This is a genomic window from Glycomyces tarimensis (assembly GCF_054776215.1).
In genome coordinates, this window is record NZ_BAAHCB010000022.1 from 26,864 (window position 1) to 43,531 (window position 16,668).

Genomic DNA, 16,668 nt, shown 5'->3' on the forward strand with positions numbered 1-16,668 from the left:
ACCCGGACGATACCTGGCCGTGTAGGCGTCGTCACAACCGGGTGACCATGTGCGGCGCGCCCGTGCCGGTGTCGGCCTTGGGCACTAGGCTTGAACGCATGGTGTCTTCCACCGGCGACGTGCACTACGCCGACGACCGATCCCCGGCCCAACGCCACGCCGCCGACAAGGCACGGCGGAGCTGGCCCGAACTGGCCTCGTTCGCCGAGGACTACCCGTTCGCGCTCGACGACTTCCAGATCAAGGCCTGCCGCATCCTCGAGGACGGCCACGGCGTGCTCGTGTGCGCGCCCACCGGCGCGGGCAAGACCGTGGTGGGGGAGTTCGCCGTCCACCTCGCGCTGGCCGAGGGCGCCAAATGCTTCTACACCACGCCCATCAAGGCCCTCTCCAACCAGAAGTTCAACGACCTCGTCGCCGCCCACGGCGCCGAGAACGTCGGGCTGCTCACCGGCGACACCGTCATCAACGGCGAGGCCCCCATCGTGGTCATGACCACCGAGGTCCTGCGCAACATGATCTACGCCGGCTCGCCGACCCTGGGCGGCCTGCGGTACGTGGTCATGGACGAGGTCCACTACCTCGCCGACCGCTTCCGCGGCGCCGTGTGGGAGGAGATCATCATCGAGCTGCCTCAGCACGTGCGCGTGGTGAGCCTCTCGGCGACCGTCTCCAACGCCGAGGAGTTCGGCGACTGGCTCAAGAGCGTGCGCGGCTCCACCGAGGTCGTCGTCTCCGAGACCCGGCCCGTGCCGCTGTGGCAGCACATGATGGTCGGCGGCGCCCTGCTCGACCTGTTCGAGCCCGACGGCGACTACGTCTCCAAGGATCTGCTCAAGAAGGACGCCCGCGCCCGCGAGCGCTCCGAACGCCACGGCGGCGGGCGGCGTCGCGGCCGTCCGCACGTCGACCGCGGACGCGTCGTCGAGCGCCTCGACCGGGCCGGGCTGCTGCCGGCCATCTACTTCATCTTCTCCCGCGCCGGCTGCGACGCCGCCGTCGACGAGTGCGTCCGCGCCGGACTGCAGCTCACCGGCGGCGCCGAGCGCGACGAGATCCTCGACTACGCCACCGCCGCCACCGCGCACATCGACGCCCGCGACCTCGAGGCCGTCGGCTTCGAGCGGTGGCTCGACGGGCTCGCCGCCGGCATCGCCGCCCACCACGCCGGGTTGCTGCCGGTCTTCAAGGAGGTCGTCGAGAAGCTGTTCGAGCGCGGCCTGCTCAAGGCGGTCTTCGCCACCGAGACCCTCGCGCTGGGCATCAACATGCCCGCCCGCTCCGTCGTGCTCGAGCGGCTGATCAAGTACGACGGCACCGACCACGTCATGCTCACCCCCGGCCAGTACACGCAGCTGACCGGCCGGGCCGGGCGGCGCGGCATCGACGTCGAGGGACACGCCGTCACCGTCTGGGCCGAGGACATCCGCCCCAAGGAGGTCGCCGGGCTCGCCTCCAAGCGCACCTACCCGCTGAACTCGTCGTTCGCGCCCTCCTACAACATGGCCGTCAACCTCATCGGCGCCGCCGGCGTCGATCGCGCCCAAGAAGTGCTGGCCTCCTCGTTCGCGCAGTTCCAGTCCGACACCGAGGCCGTCCACATCGCCGAGCAGGCCCGCGCCCTCGGCCGCAAGGCCGCCGAATCGGCCGAGGCCGCCGCGTGCGACTTCGGCGACTTCCTGGAGTACTACGAGATCACGCAGCGGCTCTCGCAGGCCGAACGCGGCGCCCAGAAGCGCCGCAAGGGCGCGCGCCGCGACGCCGCCCGAACGTCGCTGGGGGAGCTGCGCGGCGGCGACGTCGTGTGGATCAACCGCGGCAAGCACGCCGGCTGGGCCGTGTTCCTGCGCACCACCAGCCACCGCAAGGCCGGGCACGACCCGCGCTGGGCCGTGGTCACCGCCGACGGCTGGACCGGCAGCCTCGACACCTCCGCGTTCGACGGCGGCGTCGAGGTCGCCACGCGTATCCGCATTCCCAAGCACTTCAACCGCAAGGACCCGAAGGAACGCGCGGACCTGGCCTCGGCGCTGCGCGAAGCCACCCGCGACGCCGCCAAACCCACCAGGCGGGGAGGCGCACCCGAGACGCCCGAGATCGCGAAGCTGCGCGAGGAGGCTCGCGCCCACCCGTGCCGCTCGTGCCCCGAGACCCACCTGCACACGGTCCACGCCTCGCGCTGGATGCGGCTCCACCGCGAGGAGGAGCAGCTGCGTCGCCGCGCCGGTCGGCGCGAGCACTCCCTGGCGCGCCAGTTCACGGCTGTCCGCGAGGTCCTCTCCGAGTTCGGCTATCTCGAAGGCGAGACCGTCACCAAGGCGGGCCGCCTACTGCGCAACATCTTCTGCGAAACCGATCTGCTGGTCGCCCAGTGCCTGCGCGACGGCGTCTGGGAGGGCCTCGACGCCCCGTCGCTGGCGGCCGTGGCCTCCACGGTCATCTACGAATCGCGCTTCGAGGAAGACGAGTTCTTCGTGGCCGTGCCGGGCACCATCACCGACGCCGTCGCCGCCACCGCCAGGCGCTGGGAGGCCATCCGCCGCGCAGAGAACCAGCGGGGCCTGTCGCTCACCTCGAAGCCGCAACTGGGCCTGGCCTGGCCGATATACCGATGGACACGTGGCGAGGAGCTCTCGAAGGCGCTGGCCGCCTCCGACGGGCCTTGGCCGATGCCCGGAGGCGACTTCGTGCGCTGGGCCCGGCGCACCGCCGACCTGCTGCACCAGATGGGCACCGCGGCGCGTGTGATCGGCACGAAGCCGTCGAACCAGCTGGCCGACGAAGCCTTCGACGCGGTCGACGCCATCAAGCGCGGCGTCGTCGCCGACATCTGACCGGCAGAAAGCCGGCCACACCCGATGTTGTCGGCCGAAGCCGGGCCTCCTGCGGCCCTTGGAACGGCGTGCGCGGCCATCGAGAGCGAGCGCCAGGCTCCCGCGCGAGCCGAACAGCGGGACTCCTAGTCCGCCTTCCCGAGCGGGTCCCGCGGCGTGGGCGACGTAGTCCGCGTGGTGCAGCTCGTCGCTCTTGAGCTCCCCGAAGGCCCAGAAGCCGGGGTCGTCCAGGTAGTCGATCCGGTCGCCGTCGATTCAGGGGCGGTCCTGGTAGGCGTGCGGGCGCCCGCCCCGGGTCTCGTCGTAGCGCCTGTCGGCAGTGAGCTTCTGGTGCAGGAAGTCGTTCGTGTCGATCCAGACGTCGAGACACCACTCACGTCAAACCTCAAGCTGAGGTCCGGCAACGGAGACTCTTGGCCGTCGGCATGGGGGCCTCCAGTGCTGCCATCCGCCGCCTCCTTGCCGCACAAGGGGTCTCGGGCACGGCATGTAGACAGCACCACCGCGGGAAAGAAAAATCTGTTAATTGAAGCGTCAATCAATTGAGTTTGTGTCGGGTTTGCGGTAACGTCCCTCGCACCAGGTCTCAGGGACTACCGGTACCAGCTCTGGCGGGGGAGGCCACGAGGTACCACGGCAGGAAAGATGTTCATAATGAGAACGATCTCTCGCCCCATCAGGTTGATGCTCGCAGCGGTAGCCGGACTGGCGATGTGCTTGGCGTTCAGCGTCTCGGCCGCCTCGGCCACTTCGGCCACCTGGGATCTGTCGGACGACGAGCAGCGGTACTGCGTTCCCGCTGATCGGCCGCACCGCTATTTCATCATCGCCGCCGTCGCCGGCTCCTGGGACGCCCCGCTCATACCCGAGCTGCAGGGCCTGCCCGAAGGCGGCACCGTCCTCAGCTACACCGAGTCGGTCCCGCCGGGCGACAACGGCTCCGACTATGTCAACATCCTCGGATTCTTCGTAGTCCTGCCGGGTCTGGAGTACGGGGAGCACCAGGCCACCCTCCACGTCACGGACGGGACGGTCTCGCAGACGATGCCGATCGTGTTCGATGCCGGAGACGGGTGGAGCTGCTGAACCGCAGCCTCGGGGCGCGGCGGCCGGATCCGACCCATGGCCGTCCCGCGCCCCCTCTCGTGCTTGAGCTCGGGATTCGGGTTCGAACAAGCTTGAAGTCAGCCGTGAGCGGTGTCTCGGGCTATGTTGCGGGGCATTGGGAATGACGCCTGGCGGGCGTGTGGTTGCTGGGACGGGGCGCCCCCGGAATGAACGAAGTCCCCACCTGGCGGCGGTACCAAGGTTGCCCCGCCCAGGCGTGCCCATGTACCTTGTGCTGCAAGACAAACCGGACACTGGTTGGCCCCCGGCCCACACCTCGTCCGAACGCCCGTCAACACAACCTCCGCAAAGCACCGCCCCTTTCGTCGTTGACGCCTGTAGCGCAGCGCGACCACCATCCCACACCGTTCCCGCCGTTCCCACAAGTTCCATTGCGGGCCTCACCAGGCCTATCGCGACCCGATAGCCTCATGGAAGCGGCGCAGCGCCGACGCGATGCCCCACCGCTCGCTCAATACCTCGACCGTCTCCGGATCGGCCGGCTCGCTCGGCAGGCCTGAATCGATGAGCGGCAGCTCGACATCTGACACCACAGTCGAGACCTTCAGCGCCCGATCGAGGTACCCGGAGGCCTCCAGGATCGCCCGGCGCTGCCTGACCGGCAGATCGGAGTCTTCCTCCATCGCGGCGGCGGCGCGGATCCCGCTGATGCCGCCGTAGGCGTTCACCAGGCTGATCGCCGTCTTCGCACCGATGCCCTTGACACCGGGCAGGCCGTCGGACGGGTCGCCGCGGAGCACCGCGAAGTCCACATAGTGGTTCGGGGCGACGCCGAACTTCGTCGCGACCGCCTCCCCATTGAACACTTCAGCTTTGGATATCCCACGGGCGAGGTATACGACTGTGCGGTCCCGCTCGTCATCGACCAGTTGGAACAGGTCCCGGTCGCCGGTGACCACGCAGACCGGCTCCGCGGTGCGCTCCGCGAGGGTCGCGATCACGTCGTCGGCCTCGAAGTCCGGGTGCGTCGCCGTGGCGATCCCCAGCGCAGGCAGCAGCGCCTCGATGGCCGCGACCTGTTCGTCGAGCCCCTCGGGCGTGGCCTCCGAGCCGTCATCGAGGGCCCTGGCCGCCTTGTATTCCCCGATGAGGTCGAGGCGCCACTGCGGCCGCCAGTTGCCCTCAAGACAGCAGACCAGCTCGGTGGGGGAGAAGCGCCTGGTCAGCGTCGCCAAACCGTCGAAGAAGCCCCGCACCGCGCCCGAGCGCGCCCCGTCGGGCGCCTTGATCGAGGAGGGGAGACCGTAATACGCCCGGTACCAAAGGGACGCGGCGTCGATGAGCATGAGCATGCACACCACTGTCTCACGGCGGACCGACCGTGATGAGGAACGGCGATTCGATGCATCCCATAATGCGAAACCTGCCACAATCTCGGCCGGGTGCCACAACGATGGAGGAACGAGACCTGGAAGATCGGCATTCGACCGCAAAGAAATAAGGAGCATTCCGGTGAACACCAATGCCCGCCGCGCCGCCGCGGCCCTGGCCCTGATCGGGACCGGGCTCGCCGCCGCAGCATGCTCGTCCGAGGACGACGACACCCTCAGCGTCTGCACGAACGTCCCGTTCGTGCCCTTCGAATCCGTCGAGGACGACGAATACGTCGGCTTCGACATGGACCTGATGCATCTCCTCGCCGACCGCCTCGACCAGACCGTCGAGGTCGTCGAGATCGACTTCGACGCCATCCAGTCGGGCAGCGCCCTCAATGCCGGCACCTGCGACATCGCCGCAGCCGGGATCACCATCACCGAGGAGCGCCAGGAGGCCATGGGCATGTCCCAGCCCTACTACCGGGCCGACCAGGCCCTCGTCGCCCCGCAGGGCTCCGGCGTCGAAGGGCTCGACGACCTCGACGGCGCCCGAGTCGCCGTCCAGTCCGCCACCACCGGCCAGGACTACGCCGAGTCCGTCATGGACCAGTACGGCTTCGAGCCGGTCGCCTACGACACCATGGGCGACATCGCCACCGCGCTCACCTCCGACCAGGTCGACGCCTCCATCGCCGACCTCGCCACCTGGACCGAGATGATCCAGGTTGCCGACGGCCTCGAACAGGTCGAGACCATCGAGACCGAGGAGTACTACGGCTTCGCCGTCGCCAAGGACGACACCGAGCTGCTCGACGAGGTCAACGCCATGCTCGACGCGGCCTTCGAGGACGGCACCTACGCCGAGATCTACGAGAAGTGGATCGGCGAGCCTTACACCGAGGACGCACTCGAATAGTGACCGCCGAAGCCAAGACCGGACTGACGGTGCGCCAGCGCCGACGCATCGCACGCGCCGTTCAGTACGGCATCGCCCTGGCCGTCGTCGCCGTCATCGCCCTGCTCGCCGACTGGGGCCGCATCGCCGACTCCTTCCTGCGCGCCGACATCGCCGCCGACATGTTCCCGGACGTGTGGTCCTCCTTCGGGAACACCGTCGCCTACACGCTCCTCGCGTTCGCCTTCGGCATGGTCGTCGGCGTCCCCATCGCGCTCATGCGCATCTCCAGCGTCGCACCCTACCGCTGGTTCGCCGCCGCCTACGTCGAGATCTTCCGCGGACTGCCGGCCCTGCTGGTGCTGTTCCTGGTCGGCTTCGGCGTCCCACAGGCATTCCCCGGCATCCAGTACCCCGGCGGCGTCTACGGGCAGGTCGCCCTCGGCCTCGGCCTGACCTCGTCGGCCTACATCGCCGAAAGCGTCCGCGCCGGTATCCAAGCCGTCCCGAAGGGACAGATCGAGGCGGCCAGATCCCTCGGCATGAGCTACACCCGCACCATGATGAGCGTCGTGCTCCCGCAGGCGCTCCGCATCGTCGTGCCCCCGCTGACCAACGAACTGGTGATGCTGACCAAGGACTCCTCCCTGGTGTTCGTCCTCGGCGTCACCAGCGCCACCATGGAGCTGACGAAGTTCGCCCGCTCCGAGCTGACCGCCACGGCCAACGCCACCCCGCTGCTCATCGGCGGCCTGCTCTACCTGCTGTTGACGGTGCCGCTGTCCATGCTGGCCCGCCGTCTCGAGAACAAGGGGGACCGCCGATGAGCGAGCCTTTGGTGACGATCCGCGGCCTCCACAAGCGCTTCGGCGACAACGAGGTCCTGCGCGGCATCGACCTCGAACTCGCCGAAGGCGAAGTGGTGTGCCTCATCGGGCCATCGGGGTCCGGCAAGTCGACGCTGCTGCGCTGCGTCAACCTTCTCGAGGCGCCCACCGAGGGCACCGTCGAGGCCGCGGGCCACGACATGACGAGCCTCGACGTCGACCTCGACGCCGCCAGGCGCGACATCGGCATGGTCTTCCAGCACTTCAACCTCTTCAGCCACCTCTCGATCCTCGACAATGTCGCGATCGCCCAGCGCCGCGTCCTCGGCCGCCCCAAGGAAGAGGCCTACGCCGAGGCCCGCCGGCGCCTGGACGAGGTCGGCGTCGAAGGCAAAGAGGACGCCCGGCCCGCGCAGCTGTCCGGCGGCCAGCAGCAGCGCGTCGCCATCGCCCGCGCGCTCGCCATGGGCCCAAGGCTCATGCTGTTCGACGAGCCGACCTCCGCGCTCGACCCCGAACTGGTCGGCGAGGTCCTGTCGGTCATCAAGCGGCTGGCCTCCGAGGGCATGACGATGTTCGTGGTCACCCACGAGATGGGCTTCGCCCGCGAGGTCGCCGACCGGGTCGTCTTCCTCGACGGCGGCGTCATCGTCGAGCAGGGACCGCCCGCCCAGGTCCTGACCGACCCCAAGACCGAACGCGCACAGAGCTTCCTCCACCGCGTCCTCCATCCGGTCGACTGAGACACTGGAGGCATGAGCCACCTCAAGACACTGTGGCGCGGCGGCCGCGTCCTGAGCCGGACCAGGCCCGACGCCACGGCCCTGCTCGTCGAAGGAACCACGATCGCCTGGGTCGGCACGGACGCCGAGGCCCCCGCGGCCGACGAGACCGCCGAGCTCCACGGCGCCCTGGTCACGCCCGCGTTCGTCGACTCCCACGTCCACCTCACCGGCACCGGCGCGTCCCTGACCGGCTTCCACCTGGCGGGAGTGCCGTCCGCGCGCGCGATGCTCGACAAGGTCGCGGACTTCTCGCGCTCCCTGCCGCCCGACGCGGTCGTCCTCGCCCACGGGTGGGACGAGACCACCTGGGACGACCCCGCCCTGCCGAGCCCCGAAGCGGTCGAGAACGCCGCCGGCGGCCGCCTGGTCTATCTCTCGCGCGCCTGCGGGCACATCGGCATCGCCGGCCCCCGCGTCCTCGACGAGTACCCCGAAATCCACACCCTCGACCACGCGGTCGGCAGCGGCGTCCTCAAACGCATGGCCCACCGGGCCGCCCGCGGCCACCTCGGCGCCGCCGTCCCGGTCGCCCAGCGCCTCGCCACCGCCCAGGCGGCGCTCGACCGCGCCGCGAGCCTCGGCATCGCCGCCGTCGTCGAACACTCCGTACCCGTGCAGGCCGACCCGAACACCGAGGCCGAGTTCGCCGGCCTCGTCGCGCTCGGCACCGAGCCCGGCAACCCCGCCGTCTACGGCTGGTGGGGCGAACTGTGCGCCGCCGAGAAGGCCCGCGATCTCGGCGCCCACGGCTGCGGCGGCGACCTGTCCGTCGACGGGTCCCTCGGCGCCCGCACCGCCTACCTTCGGCGGCCCTACCGCGACGACGACGCCACCAGCGGCTCCCGGTACCTCACCGCCGCGCAGGTCCGCGACCACCTCGCCGACTGCCACCGCGTCGGCCTGAGCGCCGCCTTCCACGCCATCGGCGACGGCGCCATCGAAACCGTCCTCGACGGCCTCGACCTCGCCGAGACCGCGATCGGCCTGGACGCGCTCCGCGAGGCCAGGCACCGCATCGAGCACGCCGAACTGCTCGACACCGCCCTGACCGCCCGCATGGTCCACCACGGCGTCCACGCCTCCGTCCAGCCGGCCTTCGACGCCGCCTGGGGCGGCGTCGAAGGCATGTACGCCGCGCGCCTGGGCATCCCGGCCGCCCTCGAGGCGAACCCCCTCGCACGCATGGCCGGCGTCGGCATCCCGCTCGCCTTCGGCTCGGACGCCCCGGTCACCCCGCTCGACCCCTGGGGCGGCGTCAGAGCCGCCGTGCACCACCACAACCCGAGCATGCGCCTCGCGCCAGCCACCGCGTTCACCGCCGCCACCAGAGGCGGCTGGAGGGCGCTGGGCATCGCCGATTCCGGCTCGCTCGCGCCGGGCATGCGGGCCAATTTCGCCGTGTGGGACCTCACTGACGGCGCCCTCCCCGATATGGGCGACCCGCTCACACCCGATCCGACGTGCGCCATCACCGTCGCCGAAGGACACGTCGTCTACCGCCGCAGTTGACCAGCGATGACGATGCGCCGCTCCCGGATGCGAGAAAAATTACCGGGCCAATATTCCGACCCGGTTGACGCCAGCGGCACGGATTGGCTTACGGTGGTCTGGTCCTCGGCGAACGACCGGAAAGCGGAAGATCGCCGAACGTCGGGGGCGACTCGACTTGCTTTGCTCCCACGCAGACTGGACAAGGTGGCGGCGCGGCCGCACCGCCACCGGCGGCCAGGTCCAGATCGCGGGGGTCGGCGGAGGAAGGCGAGCCGGTCGCCGGTGGTGGACCCGCAGCAGACGTAGGTGATCCCTAGACAACAGCTCGCAGCCGATCAGCCAGATGGCTGCGAGTTGGTCCGAAGATCACCAGCCGACGCGGCAGGGGACACCGGCCGTACAGGGACTGGGAGAAACCCGTGCGAGGGGCGTAGCCGGACACAGCTACGCCCCTTTGCCGTGCCCGCAGGTAGGCTTGAGCGGCACTGATACGACGAAGGAGCCACACCTCTTGAGCACCGTCATCGACCGCGAAGCGCAGCCGCAGCCGCAGGCGCGGACCAGACGCGGGCTCACCCTCCTCGTAGACTCGCCCTACGGCCGCCGTCCGGCGCTCCCCGCCGCGCTCGCCCTCGCCCTCGCCTCCGGCGCTCTCGCCGTGCTCGCCTTCCCGCCGTACGGCTGGTGGCCCCTCGCGGCCGTCTCCGTCGCCGGCCTCGGCGCGGCCGTCCACCGCCGCCGCCTCCGCGGTGGCCTGGGCATCGGCTTCGTCTACGGCCTGGCGTTCTTCATGCCCCTGCTCGCCTGGTCCTCGACGCAGGTCGGCCAGTGGCCCTGGATCTTCCTGTCCGCGCTCGAAGCGCTCGGCACCGGCGCCCTCGGCGCCGGTCTCGCCGTCGCCTCACGCCTGATCGACCGCTACCGGTGGGCCTGGGCGCCGCTCACCGCGCTGGCCTGGGTCGCGCAGGAGTCCCTGCGCTCCCACCAGCCCTTCGGCGGTTTCCCGTGGGGACGCCTGGCATTCAGCCAGGCCGAGGCGCCGACCGCGTACGCCGCCTGGCTCGGCGGAGCGGCACTGGTCTCCTTCCTCGTCGCCCTGGCCGGCGGCTTCCTCCTCACCGCCGCGGTGCACCTTCACGGCTCGCAGGCTTCGCCGATGACGCGGCATCCCGACTGGCGCAAGAGCGCCGCGTTCACCGCCGCGGCCGCCGTGGCCGTCTTCGGCCCCCTCGCCCTTCCCATCGGCTCGACCGCGCCCGCCGGCGAGCGCGTCGACATCGCCGTCGTCCAGGGCAACGTGCCCCGCCTCGGCCTGGACTTCAACGAGCAGCGCCGCGCCGTCCTCGACAACCACGTGAACGCCACGCTCGAACTGGCCGAGGCCGTCGACGAGGGCAGCGCCGTACGCCCCGACCTGGTCGTGTGGCCCGAGAACGCCTCCGACATCGACCCGGTCAACAACCCCGACGCCTACCAGCTCATCAGCCAGGCCGCCGCCGCGATCGGCGCGCCCATCGTCCTCGGCGGCCTGGTCACCGACGACGCCGGCGACCGCTACAACATGAGCATCGTCTGGGACCCGGTCGAGGGACCGGTCTTCATGTACGCCAAGCAGCACCCCGTGCCGTTCGCCGAATACGTCCCCTACAAGGGCTTCTTCCGCACCATCGCCGGCTGGATCGACCCGCGGATGGCCGAGGGCATCGACGCGGTCGCCGGCTTCACGCCCGGCACCGAACCCGGCGTCATCCCCGCCGCGGGCTTCACCATCTCCGGATCGATCTGCTTCGAGGTCGCCTTCGACCACGAGACCCGCGAGTCGATCCGCGAAGGCGCCCAGCTCATGGCCGTCCAGACCAACAACGCCACCTTCGACGCCAATGAGGCCCGGCAGCAGCTCGCCATGGTGCAGCTCCGCTCCATCGAGCACGGCCGCGACGGGCTCATGGCCTCCACCGTCGGCGTCTCCGGCTTCACCGACCACACCGGGACCGTCGAGCAGGCCACCGGCTTCAACACCGAGGCCGTCATCCAACAGGAACTCACCCTTTCCGAGGAATCCACACCGGCCACCCGAGCCGGTATCCTGCCCGAAGCCGTCCTCACCGGCGCCGCCTTGGCCGCCCTGGCCGCCGCAGTCGCGTTCAACCTGCGGCAGCGCCGGTCGGACGCCGAGACGGCGGCGCAAGCGGAGACCGAACCGACCTAGAGAGCACCGTCATGAGCACCACACCGGACCGGCAGGAGCGCACGGAGACGAGCGATCCCGGCCCGGCGCTCGTCGCCATCCCCACCTACAACGAACGCGACAACCTCGAGCACACCGTCGCGGCCGCGCGGCGCGCGTGCCGCGCCGCGGACCTGCTCATCGTCGACGACAACTCGCCCGACGGCACCGGCCGGATCGCCGACGCCCTCGCCGCGGACGACGACCAGATCCACGTGCTCCACCGCGCCGAGAAGCAGGGTCTCGGTGCGGCCTACGTCGCCGCGTTCGCCTGGGCCGGCGAGCACGGATACCGCACCGTCGTCGAGATGGACGCCGACGGCTCCCACGACCCCGCCGACCTGCCGCGGCTCCTGGACGCGCTCGGCGAGGCCCATCTGGCGATCGGCTCGCGCTACGTGCCCGGCGGCAAGGTCCGCAACTGGCCCTTCCACCGGCTCCTGCTCTCCCGGGGCGCTGGCGTGTACACCCGGCTCATGCTCGGACTCGACGTCCAGGACGTCACCGCCGGCTACCGCGCCTATCGCCTCGACGCCCTCAACAAGCTCGAGCTCGACACCGTCACCTCCCTCGGCTACTGCTTCCAGATCGACCTGACCTGGCGCGCGGTCCGGGCCGGGCTGGCCATCGCCGAGGTGCCCATCACGTTCACCGAACGGCGCGCCGGGGCCTCCAAGATGAACCGCTCGATCACCGTCGAGGCGCTGCGGAACGTGACGCGCTGGGGCATCGCCCATCGCGCCCGACAACTCCGGAGCGCCTTCGGGCGTGGCAGGATTGAACGGTGACGCAACGCCGAGAGCCGAACGCGCCCGTACGGGCGCCCTATCCCCTCCGGGTCGCACTCGCGGTCTGGATCGTCGCCGAGGCCGCGGCGTTCTTCGGGCTGGTATCGCTCATCGGGGTGGGGTATACGCTGCTGGCCTTCATCGCCACCAGCTTCATCGGGGTGGCCCTGATCCAGTACGTGGGCGCGAAGTCCTTCCGGGCCGCCCGCGACTACCTCAACTCGGGCGGCACCCGCGAGATGCCGAACGGCTACGCGGTGGCCGGGGCGGTGTGCCTCATCGTCCCCGGGTTCGTGACCGACCTGGTGGGCCTGCTGCTGCTCTTCCCGCCCTCGCGGCTGCTGTTCCGCGGCCTGGGCCGCTACATCGCCTCCAGGACGCCTCCGGTGCGCTTCGGGCGCGGCGGAGGCGTCATCGACGGGGAAGTGCTCGACGAGCGCGACTCCGGACCGGACTCCGGACACGAGAAAGGGCCCCGGTCCATCGAGTGACCGGAGCCCGAGAGCCTTGAGCTCTAGCGCTCGCCGCGGCGGGCGCGCATCTCCTGGAGACGCTCGTCGAGGATGTCCTCGAGCTCCTCCATCGAGCGGCGCTCCAGCAGCATGTCCCAGTGCGTGCGCGGCGGCTTCGTCTTCTTCGTCTCGGGCTCCTCGCCGTCGACGAGCTTGGCCGTGGAGCCGTCGAGCCGGCACTCCCACGTGAGCGGGATCTCGGCCTCGACGGCGAAGGGCACCTCGAAGCGGTGGCCCTGCGGGCACACGTAATCGCGGGTCTGGCGCGGGGCCAGCTCCGTGTTGCGGTCTGATTCGTAGCTGACGGCGCCGAGACGTGAGCCCCTCAGCATTCTGTCGCCCATGTTCCCCTGCACTTTCTTGAGCACTTGCCCGGAAATACGCTGCTGACCTTGCCCTGGTGCGGCTCGCGAGCGTCGCCGCGAAGGCGAACTCGCTGTTCGCCGCGAGGGCGGCCACCCCAGTCGATCACGCCGAGTTCTGGGATCCACACTGTGTAACGCCGCGACCGGGCCCAATGTTTCCCGACGTCGACCCCCAAGTGTGACGCGGGACGGCTCGGTCCGCCACGGTCGTCCCCTTGAAGTGTGACACAACACCGTCACAATTCCGCCACGACGATGCGCGAAATCGATGCGGCGGCTTCACCGCTGCGCTCCGACGCCCCTGTCGCACCGTCCCGGTCGCCCAGTCCGCCGGCGCCCGCGCGGAACGGGCCCCACGGCCCGGCGAGCGGGCGCGAATCGCAGGTGAAACGGAAGCCGGCCGATATTACCGATCAGTAACCGCGCCGGTGGCGAAACCGCCGGTCGGCGGCCGTCCCGCGCCGCCGCGCAAACGTTCGCCAACACTCCGACGACGGCCGACAGGGTCTCAGCCGGAGTGGACGGAACCAGTATGGTGTGGGGCAGACAAGGAGTACTCACATGCACGTGCTTGGAATCGATTTCGGAACCTCGAACACCGTCGCCGTGCTGCGCTCGGCCGACGGCCGCGTCCGCCCGCTGCTGTTCGACGGTGCGCCGATCCTGCCCTCGGCGGTCTACTACAACTCCGACGGCCGCATGCTCGTCGGACGCGACGCCGAGCGCAACGCCCGGATGGACCCCTCCCGCTTCGAACCGAACCCGAAGCGCCGCATCGACGACGGCTCGGTCTTCCTCGGAACCTCCGAGATCCCGGTGCCGCAGGTGTTCGCCTATGTGCTCCAGCAGGTGGCCCTCGAGGCGCAGCGCCAGGCCGGCCAGATGCCCGGGCAGGTCCGCCTGACCCACCCGGCGCGGTGGGGCGAGCGGCGCCGCTCGATCCTCGTCGACGCGGCCCGCCTCGCCGGACTGCCCGCGCCCCAGCTCATCCCCGAGCCTGTCGCGGCGGCGTCCTATTTCACCTCCGTGCTCGGCACCGCCGTCCCGCCCGGACGCAGCCTGGCGATCTACGACCTCGGTGGCGGCACCTTCGACGCGACCGTGGTGCGCCGCACCCAGACCGGCTTCGAAGTCCTCGCCGAGGAAGGCATCGGCGACATCGGCGGTCTCGACTTCGACCACGGCATCGTCGAACACCTCGGCAAGACCTACGGCGCCTCACACCCCGAGGACTGGCGCCGCCTGCTCAACCCCGCCGACGACCGCGACCGCCGCTACCGGCGCATGCTCTATGAGGACGTCCGCGGCGCCAAGGAGACGCTCTCGCGCACCGCGAGCGCCGACATCCACCTGCCGGCCCTGGAGGTCGACGCGCACCTGACCCGCCCGGAGTTCGAGGACATCGCGCGACCGCCGCTGGAGCGCACCGTCGACTGCCTCCAGAAGGCCATCGGCGCCGCGCGATTGAACCCGGCCGACCTGGTGGGCATCTTCCTCGTCGGCGGCTCCTCGCGCATCCCGATGATCTCGCAGCTGATCCACACCAAGGTGGGCGTGCCGCCGCAGACGTTCGAGCAGCCCGAGACCGTCGTCGTCGAAGGCGCCGTGCGTGCCTCCACCGGCCCGGCGCACGCGGAGCTGCCGCCGACCGGGCCGACCTCGGGCGGCCCCGTCTCCCCCTCGGGCGCGATGACCTCCGGGCCGCGTCCGCCGGTGCAGGCGCCGCAGATGCTCCCTCCGCAGAACCCGATCATGCACCCGCCCCAGCAGTCGCCGCACGTGATGGCGCAGCAGGCCCCCGTCGGACGCAGGCCGCTCCATCAGGAGCCCGCGGTGCTGGTCACCGCCGTGACCGTGGTGGTCCTGCTCGTGGTCTTCTTCATTCTGCTGCTCAACATCCTCAACTGATCTCCTCGCCGCTGCGCTGGCGCACCGTGTAACCGGCGCGCCGGTTGAGCTCGGCTATCTGGCTCTCCAGCCAGTCGATCTCGGTCAGATTCACCGAGCGGTGGATCTGCATGAGGCCCTTGCGGAACGGCGATTCGAGCTGCTCGGCGGGAATGGGCCTGGAGTGCTCGTCGAAGAACAACTGCGTGGGCTGGTCGAGGAAGGTGCGCCGCCTGGCGAGCACGAGCGACTGCTCTCGCGGGTTCTCCAGGTGGTGGAGGAATGCCAGGAGCACGTACCACTTGTTGTCGTCGGTGATGAAGACCGGCTCGGGGTTGCGCAGCCACCGGCGCAGCTGGTCGGTGCCCTCCTGGGTGATCTCGAGCATATGGCGGGGCGCGGCGACCGAGCCGGGCGCCGTGCGCCTGGTGAGGCACCCGGCCTCTTCGAGCTTCTTGATGGTGGGATAGAGCGTGCCGTCGGCGATGGGCCGGACGTGGCCGGCCAGTGCGGCGACGCGGTTCTTCAGGTCGTAGCCGTGGAGCGGGAAGTCCCGCAGGAATCCGAGTATGGCCATCTTCAACATGCCCGTATCATCGCAGATTCCACAATATATATCGACTCCAAGGCAAACACTGTCCGTCGCGTCCAACGCCATCGGGTCACGTTGGTTCTCAATGGAATATATATCGACTTCGAGGTAATGGACCTTCTCTGCATCCCAAGGCCATCCGAAGCCAGAAGAAGGAGCGCGGGCTTCGCCCGCGCGCTCACCGAACAGACAGACCGGTGCGCCCCCGCTGACGGCCCGTCAATCCTTGTATCGCCCGAGCTCGCGGATCGATTCAGCGCGCGGGTACACGTCGGCGAGCGACCTGAGTGGAGGGCGTGTCCCGACCTTGTCGGCGTCGTGAAGTCACTGGCACCGACCTCGAGCGAGCCGGTGGCCGTCAGGCTTTCGGCACGGTGTCGTTCGCGGCATCGGGGGCGGAGACGGCCACCATGTAGTCGAGGCGCTCCCTGGTGGCGGTCAGGTGCTTGACCAGGTTGTCGATGCGGTCGCGCTCAGCCTCCAAGATCGCCACTTCCTCGGCGGTGGCCTTCCCGTCCTTGTCGCACTTGCGCAGCTTCACGATCGCCCGGCTCGGCACTCCTGCCGCAAGCAGCTGCCGGATCCACCGCACCTTCTCCACCGCCTCCGGCCCGTACCGCCGCTGCCCTCGCGCGCTCCGCTCGGACTCGAGCAGCCCCTGCTCCTCGTAGTACCGCAGCGCCCGCACACTGGCGCCCGTGGCCTCGGCAAGCTCTCCGATCCGCATCCGCACCTGTTCCCTTACCCCTATGGGCTGCAACACATCGCTTGCCCCTGACCCTGGCGTCAGGTCTTAGCGTAGGCCATGAACCCACCGTTCGACACCTACGCAAGCCTCCTGGAGTCCCCATGAAGATCCACGACTCAGCCGCCCTCGTCACCGGTGCCAACCGCGGTATCGGCCGCCACTTCGCGCAGCAGCTCCTCGAACGCGGCGCGACCAAGGTCTACGCCGCGGCGCGCAATCCCGAGAGCATCGACCTTCCCGGCGTCGAACCCCTCCAGCTCGACATCACCGACC

Annotated in this window: 14 protein-coding genes and 1 pseudogene; 10 read left to right on the forward strand and 5 right to left on the reverse strand. The window is 70.0% G+C overall.

Going from position 1 to position 16,668, the window contains the following annotated elements; translation table 11 throughout:
* Positions 1-98 precede the first annotated feature (98 nt).
* Positions 99-2,834, forward strand: a complete 2,736-nt coding sequence (locus tag ACYVK3_RS18210; RefSeq protein ID WP_460498759.1) for a DEAD/DEAH box helicase — start codon at positions 99-101, stop codon at positions 2,832-2,834.
* A gap of 162 nt (positions 2,835-2,996) precedes the next feature.
* On the opposite strand, the pseudogene ACYVK3_RS18215 reads toward ACYVK3_RS18210, so the two are convergent.
* Positions 2,997-3,200 (reverse strand): annotated as a pseudogene (locus ACYVK3_RS18215) (Atu4866 domain-containing protein); the annotation flags it as partial.
* 318 nt (positions 3,201-3,518) lie between these two features.
* On the opposite strand from ACYVK3_RS18215, the gene ACYVK3_RS18220 reads away from it, so the two are divergent.
* A complete protein-coding gene (locus ACYVK3_RS18220; RefSeq protein WP_460498760.1) occupies positions 3,519-3,920 on the forward strand; it encodes a DUF5980 family protein in 402 nt (133 codons plus the stop codon).
* Between the two features lie 431 nt (positions 3,921-4,351).
* Here the strand turns inward: ACYVK3_RS18220 and ACYVK3_RS18225 are convergent, their stop codons facing one another.
* Complete coding sequence (locus ACYVK3_RS18225; protein ID WP_460498761.1) at positions 4,352-5,254, reverse strand: 5'-3' exonuclease; 903 nt, start codon at positions 5,252-5,254, stop codon at positions 4,352-4,354.
* Between the two features lie 160 nt (positions 5,255-5,414).
* Here ACYVK3_RS18225 and ACYVK3_RS18230 point away from each other — a divergent pair, with 160 nt between their 5' ends.
* The 7 genes from ACYVK3_RS18230 (at position 5,415) to ACYVK3_RS18260 (ending at position 12,782) form a co-directional block, all read left to right on the forward strand.
* Positions 5,415-6,194, forward strand: coding sequence for a type 2 periplasmic-binding domain-containing protein (locus tag ACYVK3_RS18230; RefSeq protein ID WP_460498762.1), 780 nt, complete (start codon positions 5,415-5,417; stop codon positions 6,192-6,194).
* Positions 6,194-7,000 carry an amino acid ABC transporter permease gene (locus ACYVK3_RS18235; protein ID WP_460498763.1) on the forward strand — a complete coding sequence of 269 codons (807 nt, stop codon included), beginning with the start codon at positions 6,194-6,196 and terminating at the stop codon, positions 6,998-7,000. The genes ACYVK3_RS18230 and ACYVK3_RS18235 overlap by 1 nt, the downstream gene beginning before the upstream one ends.
* Positions 6,997-7,743, forward strand: coding sequence for an amino acid ABC transporter ATP-binding protein (locus tag ACYVK3_RS18240; protein WP_460498764.1), 747 nt, complete (start codon positions 6,997-6,999; stop codon positions 7,741-7,743). The genes ACYVK3_RS18235 and ACYVK3_RS18240 overlap by 4 nt, the downstream gene beginning before the upstream one ends.
* Positions 7,744-7,755: 12 nt before the next feature.
* On the forward strand, positions 7,756-9,294 hold the full coding sequence (locus tag ACYVK3_RS18245; RefSeq protein ID WP_460498765.1) for an amidohydrolase: 1,539 nt from the start codon (positions 7,756-7,758) through the stop codon (positions 9,292-9,294).
* A gap of 493 nt (positions 9,295-9,787) precedes the next feature.
* The gene (lnt, locus tag ACYVK3_RS18250) at positions 9,788-11,485 is read left to right on the forward strand and encodes an apolipoprotein N-acyltransferase (protein ID WP_460498766.1); all 1,698 of its coding nucleotides are present in this window, start codon (positions 9,788-9,790) and stop codon (positions 11,483-11,485) included.
* A gap of 11 nt (positions 11,486-11,496) precedes the next feature.
* On the forward strand, positions 11,497-12,291 hold the full coding sequence (locus tag ACYVK3_RS18255) for a polyprenol monophosphomannose synthase (protein WP_460498767.1): 795 nt from the start codon (positions 11,497-11,499) through the stop codon (positions 12,289-12,291).
* Positions 12,288-12,782, forward strand: coding sequence for an FxsA family protein (locus ACYVK3_RS18260; RefSeq protein ID WP_460498768.1), 495 nt, complete (start codon positions 12,288-12,290; stop codon positions 12,780-12,782). The genes ACYVK3_RS18255 and ACYVK3_RS18260 overlap by 4 nt, the downstream gene beginning before the upstream one ends.
* Positions 12,783-12,805: 23 nt before the next feature.
* Here ACYVK3_RS18260 and ACYVK3_RS18265 read toward each other — a convergent pair whose 3' ends face one another.
* Positions 12,806-13,147 (reverse strand): RNA polymerase-binding protein RbpA, encoded by a 342-nt coding sequence (locus ACYVK3_RS18265; RefSeq protein WP_026924704.1) that lies wholly within the window; start codon positions 13,145-13,147, stop codon positions 12,806-12,808.
* A gap of 582 nt (positions 13,148-13,729) precedes the next feature.
* Here ACYVK3_RS18265 and ACYVK3_RS18270 point away from each other — a divergent pair.
* A complete protein-coding gene (locus tag ACYVK3_RS18270) occupies positions 13,730-15,076 on the forward strand; it encodes an Hsp70 family protein (protein WP_460498769.1) in 1,347 nt (448 codons plus the stop codon).
* Here the strand turns inward: ACYVK3_RS18270 and ACYVK3_RS18275 are convergent.
* Positions 15,069-15,641, reverse strand: coding sequence for a PadR family transcriptional regulator (locus ACYVK3_RS18275; RefSeq protein ID WP_460498770.1), 573 nt, complete (start codon positions 15,639-15,641; stop codon positions 15,069-15,071). The two genes, ACYVK3_RS18270 and ACYVK3_RS18275, sit on opposite strands and share 8 nt — an antisense overlap.
* A gap of 364 nt (positions 15,642-16,005) precedes the next feature.
* Positions 16,006-16,374: a MerR family transcriptional regulator gene (locus ACYVK3_RS18280; RefSeq protein ID WP_460498771.1), complete on the reverse strand. Its 369-nt coding sequence runs from the start codon at positions 16,372-16,374 to the stop codon at positions 16,006-16,008.
* Positions 16,375-16,668: the final 294 nt, after the last annotated feature.

Bases quoted from the DNA above. Each gene is read 5' to 3' on its own strand.
- ACYVK3_RS18210 (WP_460498759.1), top strand. From the start codon at position 99: ATGGTGTCTTCCACCGGCGACGTGCACTACGCCGACGACCGATCCCCG.
- ACYVK3_RS18220 (WP_460498760.1), top strand. From the start codon at position 3,519: ATGCTCGCAGCGGTAGCCGGACTGGCGATGTGCTTGGCGTTCAGCGTC.
- ACYVK3_RS18225 (WP_460498761.1), bottom strand. From the start codon at position 5,254: ATGCTCATGCTCATCGACGCCGCGTCCCTTTGGTACCGGGCGTATTAC.
- ACYVK3_RS18240 (WP_460498764.1), top strand. From the start codon at position 6,997: ATGAGCGAGCCTTTGGTGACGATCCGCGGCCTCCACAAGCGCTTCGGC.
- ACYVK3_RS18245 (WP_460498765.1), top strand. From the start codon at position 7,756: ATGAGCCACCTCAAGACACTGTGGCGCGGCGGCCGCGTCCTGAGCCGG.
- ACYVK3_RS18255 (WP_460498767.1), top strand. From the start codon at position 11,497: ATGAGCACCACACCGGACCGGCAGGAGCGCACGGAGACGAGCGATCCC.
- ACYVK3_RS18265 (WP_026924704.1), bottom strand. From the start codon at position 13,147: ATGGGCGACAGAATGCTGAGGGGCTCACGTCTCGGCGCCGTCAGCTAC.
- ACYVK3_RS18270 (WP_460498769.1), top strand. From the start codon at position 13,730: ATGCACGTGCTTGGAATCGATTTCGGAACCTCGAACACCGTCGCCGTG.
- ACYVK3_RS18275 (WP_460498770.1), bottom strand. From the start codon at position 15,641: ATGTTGAAGATGGCCATACTCGGATTCCTGCGGGACTTCCCGCTCCAC.
- ACYVK3_RS18280 (WP_460498771.1), bottom strand. From the start codon at position 16,374: ATGCGGATCGGAGAGCTTGCCGAGGCCACGGGCGCCAGTGTGCGGGCG.